The sequence below is a fragment of the Nostoc sp. genome (assembly GCF_036917395.1).
Taxonomy (GTDB): Bacteria; Cyanobacteriota; Cyanobacteriia; order Cyanobacteriales; family Nostocaceae; genus Nostoc.
In genome coordinates this window covers 144903-164798 of the sequence record NZ_JBALDI010000009.1, presented here as the reverse complement: position 1 = coordinate 164798, position 19896 = coordinate 144903, and the positions used below count along the sequence as shown (strand labels likewise).

The window sequence follows — 19896 nt, the reverse complement described above, 5'->3', positions numbered from 1 at the left end:
TTTTTTGCTTTATCTTGAAAGTCCCAAATACTAAAATAGCCAATTGCTAATCTTAAAATAATTAGCAATTGGCTATATATTACAACGCACTACAAATAAATAATTAGCTATACCTTAAGTTAGTGCTTCAGCACCGCCCACAACTTCAAGGAGTTCTTGAGTAATTGCAGCTTGTCGCGCTTTGTTGTAAGACAGGGTGAGGGTGTTAATCAGTTCACCCGCATTCTCGCTGGCATTACTCATGGCTGTCATCCGGGCTGCTAGTTCACTAGCTGCCGATTCTTGTAGCGCTCGCAATAGCTGGTTACTCAGATACAGGGGCAACAGAGAATCGAGAATCTGCACTGGATCTTGCTCAAAAATCATGTCAGGAGCCAACGCGCGGACTTGGTTAGTCACTTTTTCGCGTTCTACTTCAAATTTACCGCCACGGGTTGTCAAGCGGAAGATTTCGTCATCGGCTGCTTCTAGTCCTTGCGGGTCGAGGGGTAGCAGGGTTTGCACCACAGGACGGGAGCTAACCAAAGAAAGGAATCTGGTATAAATTAACTCAACGCGATCTACTTCTTCCGAAAGGAACAAGGAAAGCAGTTGGTCAGCAATTTGAGTAGCTTCGGCTGCGGTGGGAATTTGCTCTAAGCCACTGTAAGTTGCATCAATTGGCTGATTGCGGCGTTGAAAGTACTGCGTAGCTTTGCGTCCGACGAGCACAAATTGATAGTCTAAACCTTCTGCCTGGATTTCTTTGGCGCGGTTTTCTGCACGACGGATAACGTTATTATTGTAGCCGCCGCATAGACCGCGATCGCCTGAAATTACCAACAGCCCGACTGACTTAACTTCCCGTTTTTTCAGCAGTGGCAGGTTTGCTTCTTCAAAGCGCAGACGGCTTTGCAAACCATACAATACTTGTGCCAAGCGATCGGCGAAGGGGCGAGTCGCTAGCACTTGTTCTTGCGCCCGACGCACTCTAGCCGCAGCTACCAGACGCATGGCTTCTGTGATTTTTTTGGTATTTTTGACCGACTGAATGCGATCGCGTATTGCTTTTAGATTGGCCATAATTCGATTTTAGATTTTAGATTTTAGATTTTAGATTTGGGGTTTCGGATTTTAGATTTAATCCGAAATCCAAAATCCAAAATCCAAAATTGCTATGCTGTAGCTTTGAAGGTCTTCTTGTATTCGGTGAGTGCTTCCTTCAAGGCAACTTCTTCTGCATCACCTAGTGCTTTAGAGCCTTGTACTCCTTGCACATACTGCGGTTTACCAGTCTTTAAGTACTCACGCAGACCTTTGGTGAACGTGGTTACTTGATTTACAGGTACATCATCCAGGTAACCATTGATACCAGCATACAAAATTGCTACTTGCTCGTATACTGATAGTGGCGAATTCTGTGGCTGCTTGAGGAGTTCGCGCAACCGTTGACCCCGTGCCAATTGGTCTTGAGTAGCTTTATCTAAGTCGGAAGCAAATTGAGCGAAGGCTTGCAGGTCGTCAAATTGTGCTAGTTCCAATTTAATTTTACCAGCAACTTTTTTCATTGCCTTGGTTTGCGCCGCCGAACCTACGCGGGATACGGAAATACCAGGGTTTACAGCGGGACGGATACCAGCGTTAAACAGGTCAGAAGACAAGAATATCTGACCATCGGTAATGGAAATTACGTTTGTAGGGATGTATGCCGAAACGTCACCAGCTTGAGTTTCGATGATTGGTAGGGCGGTCATACTGCCTTTACCTAATTCATCACTCAGCTTTGCTGCTCTTTCTAGTAAGCGGGAGTGGATGTAGAATACATCTCCAGGGTAAGCTTCGCGTCCGGGTGGACGACGCAACAACAGGGACATTTGGCGATAAGCTTGGGCTTGCTTGGAGAGGTCATCGTAAATAACTAGGGTAGCTTTACCCTTGTACATGAAGTACTCAGCGATGGTTGCGCCTGTGTAGGGAGCTAGGTATTGCAGGGTTGCTGGTTCACTGGCGCTAGCGGCAACGACAACGGTGTAATCCATCGCGCCTTTTTCTTGCAATGTCTGCACCACGTTAGCAACTGTGGAAGCCTTTTGACCGATCGCAACGTAAACACAAATTACATCTTCTTCTTTTTGGTTGATGATTGTGTCGATCGCGATCGCAGTTTTGCCAGTTTGACGGTCACCAATAATCAATTCGCGCTGACCGCGACCGATGGGAATCATTGAGTCAATAGCTGTGATCCCCGTTTGCATGGGTTCGTGTACAGACCGACGAGCAATGATACCGGGTGCTGGAGATTCAATCAAACGGCTTTCTGAGGATTTGATGTCTCCCTTCCCATCAATGGGACGACCCAAGGCGTCTACAACTCGTCCAACTAAGGCTTCTCCTACAGGCACCTGGGCAATTCTACCAGTCGCAGTTACAGAGCTACCTTCTTGAATTTCTATCCCTTCACCCATAAGCACTGCGCCCACATTGTCTTCTTCCAAGTTCTGGGCGATGCCAACTGTACCGTCTTCAAATTCTAAGAGTTCCCCAGCCATAGCCTTTTCAAGACCATAGATCCGGGCAATACCGTCACCAACTTGTAGAACAGTACCAACGTTAGCAACTTTGACCTCTTGATCGTATTGCTCGATTTGTTGTTGGATTATACTACTAATTTCGTCAGGTCTAATTGATATGCTCATGTGTCTATCTTTTTTGCTTTCGAGACGGAAAAATTCAATAGTTGGAAGTGATGAGTTAAAAAAGCAAAGGTTAAAAGTTAAAAGTCAAAATAAATTACTGTTTACTTAACTCCTAACTCCTGTACAGACGCGATTAATCGCGTCTCTACTCCTAACTCCTGTACAGACGCGATTAATCGCGTCTGTACTCCTAACTTTCTAGCTATTAGTTAAGCGCAATGAAAGGCGGCGTAACTGACCCCGGATACTGGCATCAATTACCTGCGAACCTACTTTAATGATTACACCACCAATTAACTCACTGTCTACCTTGGTTTCTATTTCTACCTGGCGAGCATTAGTTATAGCAATCACCTTTTCTGTAATTGCCTGCTGTTGAGCTTCTGTGAGGGGAACGGCTGAAATCACTTCCGCTAATACGGTTTGATTCAGCTGCCGCAACAGCGCCAGATACTGTTGAAAAATTGATTCCAAGAATGCAATGCGGCGTTTGTCTACTAGTATTAGCAAAAAATTGCGTAAGTAGGGGTTAGCGCCTTCACCGAGTATTTGTTTAATCAGAGATTTTTTGTTCTCAGACTGAATAAACGGGTTGCTGAAGAAGTTTTGTAGCTGTTTGTCTGCCCTGAGCAAACCCAGGAAAGTCCGCGCATCTTCCCCGAACTCTTCTGTCAAATTTTTCGATTGCGCTATTGACAAAAGTGCCTGTGCGTAGGGCTGGGCTACTTCAGTTGTTGCTACTTTGCTTGTCATACATTGCCTCCCAGTTGTGCGATGCTGCGGTCAATTAAACCTTGTTGAGCATCGTCGGCAATCCCGCCTTTGAGTTGCGATTCGACTTTTTGCAATGCTAGAGTAGCTACCCGTTGCCGCAGTTGGGCGATCGCTCGCTCGGTTTCAGTGTTTAAATCTGCTGCTGCTGTTTGTTTCAAGCGTTCTACGTCTTGCACTGCCTTCGCCAACAAGTCTTCTTTCGCCTTTTGGGCGTTTTCTGTGGCAGATTGGCGGATGCGTTGTGCCTCTGCCTGAGATTGCTTCAACTGTTCTTGCGCTTGGGAAAGGGCAATTGAAGCCTCTTTTAAGCGCCTTTCTGCTTCCTGAATTGCGGTGGCAATATTGGATTGTCGCTCGTTCAGGATATTGCTTAAAACTTTACGTCCGAAGTAGAATAGTATGCCAACTAGAATCGCTAGATTGATCAGATTGGTTTCAAAAATGTCTAGGTTTAGACCGAAACCACCTTCTGCTGCGCCTTCTGCCAATTCAGAGTGAACAGCGTTTGCTTCTGCGGCAAGTAATAACAATGTCCCCATGATACCCATTTACAAGTGCGCTGCTCGCTTGCTAATACGTTGTATTTTCCCGTAGGGAAATTTAAGTATCTTTCCCCTGTAGGGAAATTTAAGTATCTTTTCCCCGTAAGGAAATTAAGTATCTTTCCCCCGAAGGGGAAAAAGTGCCTTTTTTTGACACTTAATTAAGCGCTTTGGACTAGGGCCCAATTGCGCGTATGCTTTTACAGAACCAGTCTTGTTAGCTTATCTAACTGGAGTTGGCCCCAATAGTTTTTCTAGAATCTGCCTGCTGAGAGCATCAACTTGTTGCTCTAAGGTGCGAAAAGCTTCCTGCTTTTGTTGTTCTATTTCAACAGCAGCTTGTTCTCGTTGAGACTGAGCTTCCTTTTGGGCCTCAGCTATTTTCTCGGCAGTAATTTTCTTAGCTTCAAGTTGAGCTGCTTCTAGGGTAGCTTGCGATTGTTTGCGAGCTTCTGCGAGTTGCTGCTCATATTCGGTAGCCAAGCGCTCGGCTTTAGCCAAGCTCTCCCGCGCCTCAAGAGTATTCGTTCGGATATAATTATCGCGATCGTCTAATACCTTGGTCAGTGGCTTATAGAAAATTGCATTCAACAAGGCTGCCAATAGCAGGAATTGCAATGCCATGAAGGGCAAGGTAGCATCGAAATCAAACATTTCTCTCCTCTTTGGCTGGAGTAGCAGTTTTCATGGCTAGCAACATCATCCAACCTTTCATATTTTAGAAACCCATAGCCAACAAGGGTCAAGTAATTTTGGACTTTAGATTGACGATAGCGTAGCGTTAGCGACGTAGAAGCGTCTTTTAGATTTTAGAGCAGGCATAGCTCAGGGGCATGTACCCAAAACTCTTGATAATCCAAAATCCAAAATCCAAAATCGGTAGTCAATTGAACATTAGAACTATTAAGATACCCAAAATATTTCGATTGTAGAGGCGTGATCACTCACGACTCCACACTCACAAAAACTTTAAGGTATTAGCCGAAGGGATTAGCAAACAGCAATACCAGGGCAATCACTAGACCATAGATAGTCAAGGATTCCATGAATGCCAAGGTTAATAGCAGAGTACCGCGAATTTTTCCTTCTGCTTCAGGTTGACGGGCAATACCTTCTACTGCTTGTCCAGCAGCATTTCCTTGACCAATACCAGGGCCAATTGCAGCTAAACCAATCGCTAAAGCAGCAGCGAGAACTGAAGCAGCCTGCACTAATGGATCCATGTTGATTTTCCTTGCTTTGATTACAAAACTAACAGACATTACGTTAACGACTAGAGACGTGTTTTTCACGCTGCACCGAGTTCTTCAGATCGCGCTTTGCGATGTTTTGAGCGAAAATGCTCTTGGAACTGTGCTATCAACTGAGAAGTTTAATGCTCCTCATGTTCTTCTCCACCATGTCCCTCCATGGCCTCATGAATGTATGCTCCGGCTAGGGTGGCAAAAACCAGGGCTTGAATGGCACTGGTAAATAAACCTAAGGCCATTACAGGCAGAGGTACAAATAGAGGAACTAGCAGCACCAGTACCGCAACTACCAGTTCATCCGCCAAAATATTACCAAATAGACGGAAGCTTAGGGAGAGGGGCTTGGTGAAATCTTCGAGAATTGCGATCGGCAATAGAACAGGTGTTGGCTCTATATATTTCTTAAAGTAGCCCAAACCCCGTTTGCTAAAACCTGCGTAAAAGTACGCTAAGGAGGTTAGCAGTGCCAATGCAACAGTCGTATTGATGTCATTGGTGGGAGCTGCCAATTCGCCTGAAGGTAGCTTGATCAGCTTCCAGGGAATTAGCGCACCTGACCAGTTCGATACGAAAATAAACAAGAACAATGTGCCAATAAATGGCACCCAAGGGCGGTACTCTTTCTCACCAAGTTGGTTTTTTGCCAAATCCCGGATAAATTCTAGGGCGTATTCCATCAAATTTTGGATGCCCTTGGGAATTCTTTGTGCGTTGCGAGTAGCAGCAATTGAAGCCACTACTAAAATGCTAATCACAAACCATGAGGTGAGAAAAACTTGCCCATGAATTTTAAGATTGCCCAATTGCCAGTAGAAATGATGACCTACTTCTAATGCGGCGAGGGGAAAAGAACTAAAGGCGTTTAAGACACTAAGCATTTGCATTCTTCAAGCATTTTCCCCAACGAGCGAGGATGGGATTACTATCTTTGTGAGCCTGACTTTTTAAGAATCAGGAATGAACGCAATTTGCACCATATAGACCAGGAGCGTGGCTTTGTAAGTTAAAAACCCCAAAAATATGGGCAGAATCTGTAGCTCACGCCATTGAGTTGCCACGACGATCACTCCCATAAATAGAGCAAAACGAGTTTTGCTCAAACTGGTTTTTTCACTACCGAGCTGCTCAACGTCTCTAGCCAGCATTTTTAAGTAAACCACACCTGTACACGCCCCAATTAAATAATTGAGAGCAATGTTCAAGGAATAAAAGATCCACACAGAGATAAAAATAACCCCCGTCAAGACAAGCGTGATTACCAACAACCGCTGGAAGAGTTGATAGAACTCTTGCATGGAGTTATCTGATTCTGTATCTTCAGAAACAGTTTTAGCATCTTGTTGCGTTGTCGGAGTGGGCGCAATTGATTCGTCTGACAAGCTCACGAGACTTGAAACCAGTACAGCTAAACATTATGACTGCACATTCAGTCAGATGAATCATATCACGATCCGGTAACAATACTTTAGGAAAAAACAATTAACTTCTTGGCAACGTTAGACAGTCAGTAAAATCACGCTCCCAGAAGTGAGAGAACGGCTAATGAGGTGAGGGACTGTGGGGCTAAATAATCAATAATCGCTACCTTAAAATTAAAAATTTCTGACAATTTCAGCTTTTTTGAGTGAATAATTCTTCTCCAATGTCGTTACATAGCATCTTGCTGTTTGAATTAAGTCGGTATCAATAAAATCAACTGGTGCTTGAGGAGTGTATGGGCCTACCGCAAATCAGAAATCGTAAAGTAGCGGCTTGTCATTAAACATTGCACCACTGCTGAATTCCAAAAAACTCAAACTTTTGGGATGTACCATACCCCGTTTGTTGGGCACTTTCCTAATCTACATTAATTTGCCAAAAGTGGTGATGGGCGATCGCTCATCACTACGAGTATAAATTGCTTTTGTTAACTCAGTATTAAAATGTATTGTAATTAAGCAGGTGTCAACAAAATCAACTGCTGCCGGAGGAGCGTTCTTACCCCATCCAATCCCAGTTCTACACCTGCCAAAATCTCTGCAACTGTGGAATTACTATCACATTTTTGCATAAACTCAAACTCTGCTACTGATAAATTAACAATCTGGTAATCGTAATTAAAGAAACATTGACTGGGAAATCCTTCAATACAAGGATTAAGTTCGGGAATCGCAGCCAGTACGGCGTTATCGTTTGACCAGTCGGCTTTGATGAGGGGAGGACGACTCAGGAAAAACTCGTAATGAGTTACTTCTGGATCTAGTAATTCTATCAGACGATAAAGCTGGCGATCGCTCAATTCTTTTGCCCGTTCTACTAACTCTGGTGCTTTGCCCAAAAGTCTCTCCAAATCCCAGAAACTCGGATTCGAGAAACCAATAAACTCCAATCCCGAAGCATCTATTAATTCAAACAGCGTCTCAATGTTATAGTCAATTTCCTGGGGGTGAACGTACATATCGGCAAAGTGTTCATCCTTGTGGTTTTCTAATGACCAACGCTGCTTTTCAGATTTGACAATTCGGTTATTTTCTGGTAAAGAGGAAAATATTTGTCGCCCGACTTGGACACCATCACGATAGTCGCCTTTTTTGTCACCTTGAAGAAGGGCGATCGCTTTTTGCATGAGTTGAATTTCCCAGCGTCCCAACTCTCCGTAGACAAAAATGTGCATCAAGCCACCTGGGGCTAACTTCTTCGCCAAAGCTTGAATACCGCGAATTGGATCAAGCGTATGATGCAAAACGCCAACACAGTTAATTAAATCAAACTCACCCGGTAACTGTTCCACATCAAACAAGCTGAGGTGATGAAATTCAACGCGGGTAGCCCCTGAACGCTGACAACGTTCTTTGGCTACAGCCAAAGCGCCTGTACTGAGGTCAATTCCCACAACACAAGCCTGGGGATTGAGGTGAACCAGGTATTCCGTACTCACCCCTGTACCGCAACCTGCATCTAAAATCCGAATATCTTGCTTTTGGGGTTTTTGACCTGTGCAGAAATTATAAGCGGCTAGCCAATTCCAGCGCCAGTTGTAGCCTGGAGGTGGTTCATCTAACAGGGCTTCCGGCGGAAAGGGGTAGGTATTGTAGAGTTTGGCAACAGCAGCACTGACAGTTTGGGAATCGGACATGATGAGGAATAACGCAGCATTTCTGAGTTTAGCGGATAGTGGCTGATTAGAGCAAAAATTACTATTGCTTATTTACTGCTACTTATCCAACAGCAAAGTCAGTAAATTCGCGTTTATAAGGAGCATGAAATCCTAATACAATATTTTCTTTAGGTACTCCAGCAGCAATTAATTCATTAGCGATACCGATTTCTGTACCATCTCTTTGTATCCAATTTTTTTTGTCTTTTATATCAACATGAATGATAACTCCATAAATTCTCCGTTGTTCTTTCCAGCCAATATTTAAGACTTGATAATGATGGCGTTCCGCGTCAAACAACAATTGAACTTCCGTGCCATTAGCTACGTCATTTGCGGAATGGTTATTTAAAATCTTTTGAATAATTTGAGAGTAATTTATTCCTTCCATAAAACAATGTCCTTCAGGTATACAGATAATTATGAGCGCCATCAGCCCATATATTTTAAGCAGGAAAGTTGTTTCAGTAAAAACACTAGTGTTTAAGTATTTATTGGCTAATAAAATTTAATTGTAACTTTGTATAATAATTTACTTAATCAGGAGTATTCAATGGCTGTAGGAATGCCTGAATTTGTTGAAAATCCAGAAAATCGTTGCCCTGTAATTCTGTTACTCGATACTTCTGGCTCTATGTCAGGTCAGCCTATCCAAGAGTTAAATCGAGGACTTGCTGCTTTCAAAGCAGATGTAGTAAAAGATTCCCAAGCATCGCTGAGTGTAGAAGTGGCCATGATTACATTTGGCCCTATAGTTAAACTAATACAAGACTTTGTGACGATTGACCAATTTACACCGCCTACATTGGAAGTAGATGGTGTTACCCCAATGGGTGCGGCGATTGAGTATGCCTTGGATTTTCTAGAGAGCCGGAAACAGACTTATAAAGACAACGGTATTCTTTATTATCGCCCTTGGGTGTTTTTGATTACAGACGGAGCGCCAACTGACTCCTGGCAATCAGCCGCGCAAAGATTGAGATAAGCAGAAGCACAAAGCCGACTTTCATTTTTTGCGGTTGGTGTAAAGGGTGCTGATATGAATATCCTCAAACAAATTTCTCCACCTGAACGTCCACCAGTTACGCTAAATGGCTTAGATTTTCGTGAGATGTTTGTCTGGCTTTCTGCTTCGATGAAACGGGTTTCTAGTGGCAAAGTGGGGCAAGCTGTAGCTTTACCAGCTATGATATGGGGTCAAATTACTAGTTAGAGGAAATTTTGTGAAGTGGAAAGCTGTTGCACGTTCTGCGATCGGAACGAGTCATCAAAAACAGGGGATAGTTTGTCAAGATTATGGGCATTCCTGCATCTTGGATGATGTTATTGTAGGCGCTGTTGCTGATGGTGCTGGTAGTGCTAAATATTCTGATATTGGTTCTAAGTTGGCGGTAGAAACAGTACTAAAATGCTTTTCTGATATTAATGAGTTTCCTCAGAAACAAGGTTTTTTTCAACCACTTTCTAAAGAAGAAGCTCAGAAAGTGTTTGCTAAGATCGTGAACCAAGTTATTACAGAATTACAGAAGCAAGCAGATGAAGGAGATTATTCTGTCAATGATTTAGCTTGTACGTTATTGGTTTTCCTGGCAACTCCTGACTGCATTGCAGCTATGCAAATCGGGGATGGATTTATTGTAATGCGTTCCCAAGAGCCAGAATATAAACTGTTGTTTCAGCCAGATAAAGGTGAATTTGCTAATGAAACGACTTTTATCACCTCAAAAAATGCACTAAAAGAAATGCAGGTAGAGGTTATTCATGAAAAACAAGAGTTTATTTGTGCTTCCACTGATGGACTTGAAAAAGTAGCAATTCGCTCGAGCGACTGGGAGCCTTTCTCACCTTTCTTTAAACCTTTGGAGGAATACTTGCACGAAACTGTTAATCCAGAGGATGAAGATAAATATCTGATGGAATTCCTCAACTCGGAACGGCTAAATTCTCGCACTGATGATGATAAAACCTTACTTTTGTGCTTGTTTGATGAGAGTAAAATTCAATGACAGTTTTCACCTGTACCAGTACGGGACAATCGATTACTCTGCTGGGTGAAGCGATCGCTGATAGTGGTGAAGGTAAAGTTTGGCGAACTAATCGCAATGGTTACTTAGCGAAAATTTACCACTCGCCAACTCCTGAGCATTTGCAAAAGTTGGCGGTGATGATAACGCACCGACCCAAAGAGCCAAACTCTCATCTCAATCATATTTCTTTTGCTTGGCCTAAGTCGGTACTGAAAGATGCTCAGGCTAATTGCGTGGGCTTTTTGATGCCGGAAATTAAGGAGGGAAAAGAACTTATTGATGTATACAATCCCAAGCAAAGAAAGGCTTTGAAACTTGACGTTGATTGGCGTTTTTTCCACACAACAGCGCTGAATATTGCCTCAATTATTGAAGCAATTCACATTTCTGGCTATGTTGTAGGTGACATCAAGCCACAAAATATTCTTGTTAACGATCGCGCCTTACCTTCAATTATTGATACTGATTCATTTCAGGTTCGGAATCCGAAAAATAATAAGGTTTATCGTTGTTCAGTTGGTTCAGATGGCTTTACACCACCGGAACTGATTGGCAAAGATTTTGATAGCATTGATCAAACGGAAGTACACGATCGCTTTCGGTTAGCAGTCATTATCTATCAGTTGTTATTTGGTGGTGAAAGTCCTTTTGCGGGAAAGTGGATAGGCGCGGGGGAAACTCCAGAAACTGATCGTATCCGTCAGGGTTTATGGCTGTATGCACCAAACCGTTTGATTCAACCTGTAGAAAGGACAATTCCTCTTGAGATTATTCACCCAGAGGTTCAGCGATGTTTTCTCAGATGCTTTAACGATGGTTATAAAAATTCTAACTTGCGCCCAACTGCTGGGGATTGGGTAAAGGCGCTGAGACTTGCTGTTAATGAGTTAACTATCTGTGAAAAGGTAGACAGCCACTACTACAGCCGAACTTATGGTAAGTGTTATTGGTGCGATCGCTCTACAAAACTTGGTATTGATATATTTCCTGGCTTTGCTAGACCAAAGCAACAATCTGCTTTTGCTGTATCAACATCACAACCTAAAGCTTTTGCCACAGATAAAATTATAGAAAATGTCGCAATAGGAGGGAAAATACATACTCTCCAAGGGCATTCCGACGCTGTTCATTCAGTTGTCTTCAGCCCAGATGGCAGAATCATCGCCAGTGGCAGTGAAGACTCGACTATCAAATTGTGGGATGTAGGCACAGGAAAAAAAATTTACACCTTTCAAGGGCATTTCGACTCTGTTTATTCCATAGCATACAGCCCAAATGGCAAAATCATTGCCAGTGGGAGTTGTGCTATTAAACTGTGGGATGTAACGACAGGAGGGCAAATCCATACCCTCCAAGATTCTGACTCTGTTTGTTCAGTTGCCTTCAGCCCAGATGGCAGAATCATTGCCAGTGGAAGTGATGACTCGACTATCAAATTGTGGGATGTAGGCACAGGAAAAAAATTTACACCTTTCAAGGGCATTCCGACTCTGTTCATTCAGTTGTTTTCAGCCCAGATAGCAAAATCCTTGCCAGTGGGAGTGATGACAAGACTATCAAACTGTGGGATGTCACAACAGGAGGGCAAATCCGCACTCTCCAAGCGCATTCCGACTGGGTTCGTTCGGTTGCCTTCAGCCCAGATGGCAAAATCCTTGCCAGTGGGAGTTGGGACAAGACTATTAAACTGTGGGATGTCACGACAGGAAGGCAAATCCGCACTCTCCAAGCGCATTCCGACTCGGTTCTTTCCTATGGTTATTCCCTAGCTTTCAGCCCAGATGGCAAAACCCTTACCAGTGGGAGTTATGGTGACATTAAACTATGGGATGTAAGCACGGCAAGAGAAATCTACACCCTTAAGGGGCATTCCTCCTATGTCACTTCCGTAGCTTTCAGTCCAGATGGCAAAATCCTTGCCAGTGCAAGCTTTGATGAGACTATCAATATTTGGCAGCTTACATCATCGAGCAATACAGCTACTTCATCATCAATTAAGCCAACTCAATCTCAAATTTCGCAAACTAATCAGTCTGCAAATTCACCATCACTTAATAACTATAGTAAACAAAGTATTTTTCAAAGCGCTATTGCCCAAAATACTTCTTCATCAGTAGTAAATCCTACTTCTGCAAAAAATCAGATAAGCAATAAACCAGTAAAAAATACATCTCAAACATCATCGACTACAGACCTAATTAGTACTATAGTTTCGGTGATTTTTTTAATGTTAGGTCCAGCAGTGTCACGTTCTCTTATTCATTCTGGTTTTACTAGTTTAATTTTGTGGGCATTACTAGCCCTTTTTCTTATATTTCTAATAGGAATAATTATCACATCCATAAAGAAATAAGTGCTGTTTATAAAGCAGCAAGGATAAGAAAAAGCCGCAATGCGTAAATCTTGTGTACCAATGCGAATTCTTTGACGAATCAAGTCTTCGTAACAATTGATAGCATACTCGTTAAATCCTAGCGATCGCACAAAATTAAGATATAGTCCAATCTTCTAAACACAAATTAGGAACTCTCTCAAAATCTTTCCGGTTTCCAGTAACTAAAATCCCATTCACTGACAGCGTAATTGCCGCAATGCGTAAATCTTGAGTGCCAACGCGAATTTTATGTTTAACTAATTCAGCATAAACATTACAAGCTTTAGTATCAAATTCAAGCAGGTTTATATTTTTGAAATATTCTATTTCATCCCATAATCCCTTGTATCCCCATATTAATTTGTCATATTTAGAAGCTTGATTGTTATATTTATTGATAACATTTAACTTTCTCCTCGAATGTAATCACTGTTATGGCTAAATTTTCAGGATTATGCTGGCTTATGCGTTGCGTGACTAGTGGATGACTATGTTGAAATAACGAAACATGGTCTGTATCTAATATCCACATAATACTTACTTTGTCTCATTCTTTAAGTCAATTTGACTCCGTTCAGCTTCTATGTATTCCAGCACCTCAGGAAAAAGAGGGTTATCTTTGTGCATTCCCGCAAATTTCATCCAAGTATGTTCAGTTTGGGGAAGCTCAATTTCCAAAGTTACTATTTCTGGTTCTCGTTCTTGTAAAAGTTGAATTAGTTTCTCTAGCGCTTCTTCTTTAGTCACACCAAAGCCTTTAAAGTCTGGCAAGCCTACCACTGTCGCACTAACTCCGCCATCTTGTTGATTTTCAATTAGCACATCATAAGTTAACTTGGGTGCAGTATTGTTAGGATAAGTTTTTACAGTTAAATTCATAATATTTTGAACCTTGAAGTTTTATATTGATTATAACTGCTCACCTACTGACTGCTAACCTTTAGTTTGTAGTGTTAGCGTAGCGTCTCATAGAGAGGATAAAGCTCTCAAATTAGCACGCTTTGTGCTGACTACAAACCTTTAATTATTTATACTAGGTTTATTCCTCTACAGTTTTATTTTTATCATATTGTCTTTTGCGATCGCTCCAATGATTTACAACCAATCAGAGTTTGATTTACGCTGTGAATGGGGCCCCCAAGGAGTTGCTCAACTCGCTCCTATCAGTGATGTAATTGTGATAGTTGACGTTCTCTCTTTTTCCACCTGCGTGGAAATTGCCACCAACAATGGCGCGATAATTTTTCCCTACGCCATGAGAGATGAATCTGTCATAAATTATGCTAAGTCAGTGCAAGCAGAGTTAGCAAGTCATAGACAACGTTGGACTACAACAGGATATTCTCTCTCGCCAAAATCGGTAACTCAGATTCCTGCTGGAACTAGACTAGTTTTACCCTCACCTAATGGTTCTTTTCTGACTTTACATACTGGGAATACACCTACTTTGGCTGGTTGCTTGCGAAATTGCCAAGCTGTAGCTAAGGTTGCTCAAAAGTATGGTGATAAAATCGCTGTGATTCCTGCGGGTGAGAGGTGGAAAGAAGATGGTAGCCTACGACCTGCATTTGAAGATTTAATTGGTGCTGGGGCAATTCTCAGTTATTTAGATGGTAATTTGTCACCAGAAGCTAAAGCGGCTGTGGCAACATTTCAGGCTTTCCAGCAGGATTTACTGGGGTACTTGAAAAAATGCAGTTCGGGTAAAGAGTTGATTGAAAAAGGTTTTGAGTCAGATGTTGAACTCTCAGCCGCCTATAACGTTAGTGATTGTGTGCCTTTATTTACTGACAATGCTTATGTAAATTCCAGGCTACACACTTAATCAAAGGTCACATTGATTGGTTTGGCAATATTTGGCATTATTTATAAATTCTTGCAAATTTCTCAAGGGAATTATCTGCAATGCTGACCCACCCTGTACTTGGGCAGTGATGTAAGCAAACTTTTGCCCACGATAAAACTGGTCACGTCCAACTTTGGTGACATACCGAGACTTTTGGAAGTCATTGGCAATGTTGGAATTATAAATATTTTGTAACAATTTGATTGCATTAGCATTTTTTGTGGTGAATTTGAGACGATCGTCACCACTAACGGTTATTCCTTCTTTGGTCACTGTCCCATTTTGTTCTGTAACATCAGCATAAAAGTATAAATTTCCCTTTGTACCCTCATAACCGTGGGCTTCGCTGTTGTATCTCAGAGTTGGTAGCTGTGATCGAGTTTTTGCCCATTTAACAACGGTGCTAATATTTTGTTCTGGAAGCGCATTTGCAGGAGTGGCAGCTAAAATAACTGCGATCGCAGACAAAGTAGCATTGAATAAATAGTTAAATTTAGAACTTTTGTGCATAGTATTTTCCGGTTAAAGAATGCTGATAGCTAATGCTTAAACCACCACAATTTGAGAATTTTTTCCAGGATGGTGTTATTTCTTAATATTCAGTCATTAGTAGCAAAAACAACTTAACATTGACTAATGACTACTGTCTCCTGACGTTGCTGGAGGGAATTTGGTTTCAACTGAGATTTTGCCCAAATTGCAATAATTGTCGGGTGGACACTACCATAAACATCAAAATCGAGGTTTTCGGCATCGGTAGACCATGCCTACCCTAGTACTGAGTTACAAAACTTATATTTTATCTCAGCAAATAAGAGGATCTATTTTTGAGATTGCATGGATAAAAGCTACATGTTCTACACACTTCTTAATAAACCCGCCTTGAGAACGCAAAACGTTTTAATCTAAAAGCTAACCGGGTTAATTTACTGGCAGTTTTGCAGGCAGTACTCTCAAGCTCATAAAGCATAGACACACCGATGTGTCAAGCCTCAAAACGATCCAGACTTAACACATAAACGCTTATGATGGGAGTTTTACAAATCCGATGAGTGTTAAGGCGAGTGGTGGAAGCTCAGTTGCGCGTCCGCAACTATATCAAACCCTAGCTGTTGCGACAATTACCCAAGCGGAGCAGCAAGACCGCTTTTTGGGAAGTGGTGAACTAAATGAACTGGCAAGCTATTTTGCATCTGGTGCAAAGCGTCTAGAAATTTCCCAGAGGCTTACGGAAAATGCCGAGATTATCGTATCTCGAGCTGCCAACCGGATTTTTGTCGGTGGTTCGCCAATGGCTTTTTTAGAAAAGCCTAGAGCAGTAGAAATAGTACCTGTTAGTGCTGGTGCTAATGTTCAACAAGGGATGCAACTGGGAACTGTAACCTACGTTGAAAGTCGTGGTGGGTTCCTAGAAAATTTACGCTCAATCTTTAACTCATCCCCCAGTGGGCCGACACCTCCAGGTTTCAGACCAATTAACATTGCCCGTTATGGTCCGAGCAACATGGCCAAGAGCTTGCGGGATTTATCCTGGTTCTTGCGCTACGCTACTTATGCGATCGTTGCTGGCGACCCCAACATCATAGCGGTGAACACACGAGGTTTGCGGGAAATAATTGAAAATGCCTGCTCTGGTGAAGCAACGCTAGTAGCTTTGCAGGAAATCAAAGTTGGGTCACTTTCCTTTTTCCGCAATGATCCTGAGGCTACAGACATTGTGTCTCAGTACATGGATGTTTTGCTAACAGAATTCAAAGCAGCCACACCTTCAAATAAACTGCGTCAACGCCCCTCTAGCGACCAGCAAGGGTTGGAACTACCGCAAATTTACTTTAATGCGGCAGAACGGCGTCCCAAGTTTGTGATGAAGACTGGGTTATCAAGTAGCGAAAAAAATGAGGTAATCAAGGCCGCATATCGGCAAATCTTTGAGCGCGACATTACCCGTGCTTATAGCTTGTCCATATCTGACCTAGAATCCAAGGTAAAAAATGGCGACATCTCCATGAAGGGATTTGTTCGTCGTCTAGCTAAATCTCCCCTTTACCAAAAACAGTTTTACCAGCCTTTTATTAACAGCCGAGTCATTGAACTAGCTTTCCGTCACATTCTGGGACGGGGACCAAGTAGCCGAGAAGAAGTACAAAAATACTTCTCGATTATTTCTAATGGTGGTCTGCCAGCCTTAGTAGATGCCTTAGTAGATTCTGCTGAATACAGCGACTATTTTGGTGAAGAAACAGTACCCTACCTCCGGGGTCTGGGTCAAGAAGCACAAGAATGTCGCAATTGGGGCCTGCAGCAAGACCTGTTTAACTACAGTGCGCCTTTCCGCAAAATACCTCAGTTCATTACCACATTTGCTGCTTACGAACAACCGCTACCAGATCAGCATCCTTACGGTTCTGGGAATGACCCCTTGGAAATTCAGTTTGGGGCGATTTTCCCGAAAGAAACTCGCAACCCCAGCACCAGTCCGGCTCCTTTTGGTAAGGATACCAAGCGCATCCTAATTCACCAAGGAGCAGGGATTAATAACCAAAATAGTAATCCCAAGGCGCGGGGTGAAGCTCCTGGGACCCTTGGGCCTAAGGTGTTCAAATTAGATCAACTGCCTGGTACTATTGGTAGAAAGGCTGTCAAAGGTTCTAGCGTCAGATTCTCCGAAAGCTCCACGCAAGCAGTGATTAGAGCTGCTTACCTGCAAGTTTTCGGTCGCGATGTCTACGAAGGTCAGCGCCCGAAGGTATTGGAAATCAAGCTGGAAAACGGCGACATCTCTGTACGGGAGTTTATCCGTGCTTTGGCTAAGTCGGATGTATTCCGCAATCTGTACTGGTCATCGCTGTATGTTTGTAAAGCGATCGAGTATATTCACCGCCGCTTGTTGGGTCGTCCGACTTATGGTCGTCAAGAAATTAACAAGTACTTTGACATCGCTGCCAAACAAGGCTTTTACGCGGTGGTTGATGCCATTATTAACAGCGTAGAATACAGCGAAGCATTTGGTGAAGATACAATTCCTTACGAACGGTATCTGACTCCTGGTGGTGTAGCAGGGCGACAATTGCGCGTTGGTAGCATTCGTGATGATGTTGCCGCGAAAATCCAGAAGGAAGTAACGCCGAGCTTTGTGACACTGGGTACAGTCACAGAAAAGCGGTCAGAACCAGATATTCAGTTCCGCATTAACCAAGGTGTTAGCAAGCAACGAGAACAAACCAAAATCTTTAAACTGGTGGCCAATACCAGTGATAAAGTTGCAGTAAAAACCTTGATCAGCGCTGCCTATCGTCAGATATTTGAGCGGGATATTGCCCCCTACATTGCCAAAAACGAATTTACAAAATGGGAAAGCAAGCTGGGGAACGGCGAAATCAGCGTGAAGGAATTTATTGAAGGTTTGGGTTACTCTAACCTCTACCTGAAAGAGTTCTACACACCCTACCCCAACACCAAAGTGATTGAGTTGGGAACCAAACACTTCCTGGGACGTGCGCCACTAGACCAAGCAGAAATCCGCAAGTATAACCAGATTTTGGCTACTCAAGGTATTCGTGCTTTTATCGGTGCCCTGGTAGATAGTGTGGAATATAACCAGGTATTTGGTGAAGATACGGTGCCTTACCGTCGCTTCCCGACCCTACCTGCGGCAAACTTCCCAAATACGGAGAAGTTGTACAACCAGCTTACCAAGCAAAATGATGACGTGGTTGTACCGAGCTTTAAGCCAGTGCAAACCCGCGTCGGAGTGAGTAATGATACAGCGCTTTCGATACAGGCGATCGCAGATATATCAACACAAACAAATGGTATAAACCAGAGTAAGCCCTCATTTGCTGAACTAGGTCGTTCCTACAACGATGGTAGCGGACAATCCGTGGAGCTAGGTGAGCGTAAACATGCACGCATTTACCGTCTGGCAGAGAGCACTAACCAAACCGAAAGACAACAGGCAATCAACGCCATTTACTGTCAAGTGTTGGATGTTAGCGGTGAAGTGCCTGATAATTTCCGCCGTACTGACCTAGAGGGCAAACTCCAGAATGGTGAAATTTCCGTCCGGGAGTTTGTGCGTGAACTAGCCAGTTCCCAAATCTATCGCCAGCGCTTCCACATACCTTATCCTCATGCCAAGGTAATTGAGTTCCTCTTCCGTCACCTGTTGGGGCGTACACCCACAACTCAGGAAGAAATTCGCCAGTATAAGAAGCTGCTAGCTGATAGTGGTTTGTCGGCTGCTGTAGAAGCAATAGTCGAAAGCCCAGAATATAGCCGCTACTTCGGTGAAGATGTTGTGCCTTACAACCGTTTCCCATCTCTGCCAGCAGGTAACTACCTCGGCAGTGTACAGGCGGCTGAATAGGGAATAGGGATTGGGGATTGGTGACTGAGGAGTTAATTTTCTTCTCAATGCCCAATACCCAATATCCCTTCGTAACCTTTCGTAATATTGCTCTCAGATTACAGCTAAAACAGGGAATTCTGAAAAGCAATATTACAAAGTGTTAAGATCAGTCATAAATGCTCAACAGAATGCCGGAAAATGTTTTGCGGAAGGTAACTGAGTTTAAAAGCTTGTGTACTTGTGTTGACTCAAGAAAACTCCTAATTCATTAGCTATAGCAGTTATTAAACTGTTGTATCTAAAAAGAACTAGAGAATAAACTCAGTGAACCAAATTAAAGTCGTACCAGTTTAATCAAATCCTGGTTTCATTCGTATTGGAGGAATCCATTAATGAGTATCGTCACGAAAGCTATCGTGAATGCTGACGCAGAAGCTCGCTATCTCAGCCCTGGTGAATTGGATCGGATCAAATCCTTTGTTGCCAGTGGTGAACGCCGTGTGCGGATTGCTCAAGTTTTGACAGAAAATCGTGAACGGCTGGTTAAGCAAGCTGGCGATCAACTGTTCCAAAAGCGTCCTGACGTTGTGTCTCCTGGTGGTAACGCTTACGGTCAAGAATTGACTGCTACTTGTCTACGTGACCTAGATTACTACCTCCGCCTCGTTACCTACGGTATCGTTGCTGGTGATGTTACACCCATTGAAGAAATTGGTGTTATCGGTGCCCGTGAACTGTACAAGTCCTTGGGAACTCCGATTGATGGTGTTGCTGAAGGTATCCGTGGGCTGAAGAATGTAGCTGGTACATTGCTGTCTGGTGATGACGCTGCTGAAGCTGGTGGCTACTTCGACTACTTAGTTGGCGCCCTGCTATAGAGTGATGCTGTTTCCCTGCCGAAACAGAAGTATTGCAATACAGTTG

At 43.0% G+C, this 19896-nt stretch carries 16 protein-coding genes and 3 pseudogenes; 7 read left to right on the top strand and 12 right to left on the bottom strand.

Annotated features, from left to right (window positions below; all coding sequences use genetic code 11):
* Positions 1-114: 114 nt before the first annotated feature.
* The 8 genes from V7K46_RS06900 to V7K46_RS06865 form a co-directional block, all read right to left on the bottom strand.
* The gene (locus V7K46_RS06900; protein WP_335111830.1) at positions 115-1062 is read right to left on the bottom strand and encodes a F0F1 ATP synthase subunit gamma; all 948 of its coding nucleotides are present in this window, start codon (positions 1060-1062) and stop codon (positions 115-117) included.
* A gap of 92 nt (positions 1063-1154) precedes the next feature.
* Complete coding sequence (gene atpA, locus V7K46_RS06895) at positions 1155-2675, bottom strand: F0F1 ATP synthase subunit alpha (protein WP_335111829.1); 1521 nt, start codon at positions 2673-2675, stop codon at positions 1155-1157.
* A 198-nt stretch (positions 2676-2873) separates the two neighbouring features.
* Positions 2874-3428, bottom strand: coding sequence for an ATP synthase F1 subunit delta (gene atpH / locus V7K46_RS06890; RefSeq protein ID WP_335111828.1), 555 nt, complete (start codon positions 3426-3428; stop codon positions 2874-2876).
* Positions 3425-3997, bottom strand: coding sequence for a F0F1 ATP synthase subunit B (locus V7K46_RS06885; RefSeq protein ID WP_335111827.1), 573 nt, complete (start codon positions 3995-3997; stop codon positions 3425-3427). Before V7K46_RS06885 ends, atpH begins: the two co-directional genes overlap by 4 nt.
* A gap of 216 nt (positions 3998-4213) precedes the next feature.
* Positions 4214-4645, bottom strand: coding sequence for a F0F1 ATP synthase subunit B' (locus V7K46_RS06880; protein ID WP_298909033.1), 432 nt, complete (start codon positions 4643-4645; stop codon positions 4214-4216).
* A 323-nt stretch (positions 4646-4968) separates the two neighbouring features.
* Positions 4969-5214 (bottom strand): ATP synthase F0 subunit C, encoded by a 246-nt coding sequence (gene atpE / locus V7K46_RS06875; RefSeq protein WP_012411162.1) that lies wholly within the window; start codon positions 5212-5214, stop codon positions 4969-4971.
* A gap of 149 nt (positions 5215-5363) precedes the next feature.
* Positions 5364-6125 carry a F0F1 ATP synthase subunit A gene (gene atpB, locus V7K46_RS06870; protein ID WP_335111826.1) on the bottom strand — a complete coding sequence of 254 codons (762 nt, stop codon included), beginning with the start codon at positions 6123-6125 and terminating at the stop codon, positions 5364-5366.
* A gap of 60 nt (positions 6126-6185) precedes the next feature.
* Positions 6186-6626 carry an ATP synthase subunit I gene (locus V7K46_RS06865; RefSeq protein ID WP_334726274.1) on the bottom strand — a complete coding sequence of 147 codons (441 nt, stop codon included), beginning with the start codon at positions 6624-6626 and terminating at the stop codon, positions 6186-6188.
* Between the two features lie 367 nt (positions 6627-6993).
* Between V7K46_RS06865 and V7K46_RS06860 the strand changes: the two genes are divergently transcribed.
* Entirely contained in the window at positions 6994-7137 is a 144-nt protein-coding gene (locus tag V7K46_RS06860) for a hypothetical protein (protein ID WP_335111825.1), read from the top strand.
* A gap of 37 nt (positions 7138-7174) precedes the next feature.
* Here V7K46_RS06860 and V7K46_RS06855 read toward each other — a convergent pair whose 3' ends face one another.
* Positions 7175-8356 carry a class I SAM-dependent methyltransferase gene (locus V7K46_RS06855; protein ID WP_335111824.1) on the bottom strand — a complete coding sequence of 394 codons (1182 nt, stop codon included), beginning with the start codon at positions 8354-8356 and terminating at the stop codon, positions 7175-7177.
* Between the two features lie 82 nt (positions 8357-8438).
* Positions 8439-8768: a XisI protein gene (locus V7K46_RS06850; RefSeq protein WP_335111823.1), complete on the bottom strand. Its 330-nt coding sequence runs from the start codon at positions 8766-8768 to the stop codon at positions 8439-8441.
* A 162-nt stretch (positions 8769-8930) separates the two neighbouring features.
* On the opposite strand from V7K46_RS06850, the pseudogene V7K46_RS06845 reads away from it, so the two are divergent.
* The 3 genes and pseudogenes from V7K46_RS06845 to V7K46_RS06835 all read left to right on the top strand — a co-directional run bounded on the left by V7K46_RS06845 (position 8931) and on the right by V7K46_RS06835 (position 12757).
* Positions 8931-9590 (top strand): annotated as a pseudogene (locus V7K46_RS06845) (vWA domain-containing protein).
* A gap of 10 nt (positions 9591-9600) precedes the next feature.
* A complete protein-coding gene (locus tag V7K46_RS06840; protein WP_335111822.1) occupies positions 9601-10383 on the top strand; it encodes a PP2C family serine/threonine-protein phosphatase in 783 nt (260 codons plus the stop codon).
* Positions 10380-12757 (top strand): annotated as a pseudogene (locus V7K46_RS06835) (protein kinase domain-containing protein). Before V7K46_RS06840 ends, V7K46_RS06835 begins: the two are co-directional and overlap by 4 nt.
* Positions 12758-13315: 558 nt before the next feature.
* On the opposite strand, the gene V7K46_RS06830 reads toward V7K46_RS06835, so the two are convergent.
* A complete protein-coding gene (locus V7K46_RS06830; protein ID WP_335111821.1) occupies positions 13316-13657 on the bottom strand; it encodes a type II toxin-antitoxin system HicB family antitoxin in 342 nt (113 codons plus the stop codon).
* A gap of 211 nt (positions 13658-13868) precedes the next feature.
* Between V7K46_RS06830 and V7K46_RS06825 the strand changes: the two genes are divergently transcribed.
* Positions 13869-14603 (top strand): 2-phosphosulfolactate phosphatase, encoded by a 735-nt coding sequence (locus tag V7K46_RS06825; RefSeq protein ID WP_335111820.1) that lies wholly within the window; start codon positions 13869-13871, stop codon positions 14601-14603.
* On the opposite strand, the gene V7K46_RS06820 is transcribed toward V7K46_RS06825, so the two are convergent.
* Complete coding sequence (locus V7K46_RS06820) at positions 14604-15134, bottom strand: hypothetical protein (RefSeq protein WP_335111819.1); 531 nt, start codon at positions 15132-15134, stop codon at positions 14604-14606. It abuts the gene before it with no gap.
* A 538-nt stretch (positions 15135-15672) separates the two neighbouring features.
* Here V7K46_RS06820 and V7K46_RS06815 point away from each other — a divergent pair.
* A pseudogene (locus V7K46_RS06815) lies at positions 15673-18984 on the top strand (phycobilisome rod-core linker polypeptide); the annotation flags it as partial.
* Between the two features lie 380 nt (positions 18985-19364).
* A complete protein-coding gene (gene apcA / locus V7K46_RS06810) occupies positions 19365-19850 on the top strand; it encodes an allophycocyanin subunit alpha (protein ID WP_334960712.1) in 486 nt (161 codons plus the stop codon).
* Positions 19851-19896 lie beyond the last annotated feature (46 nt).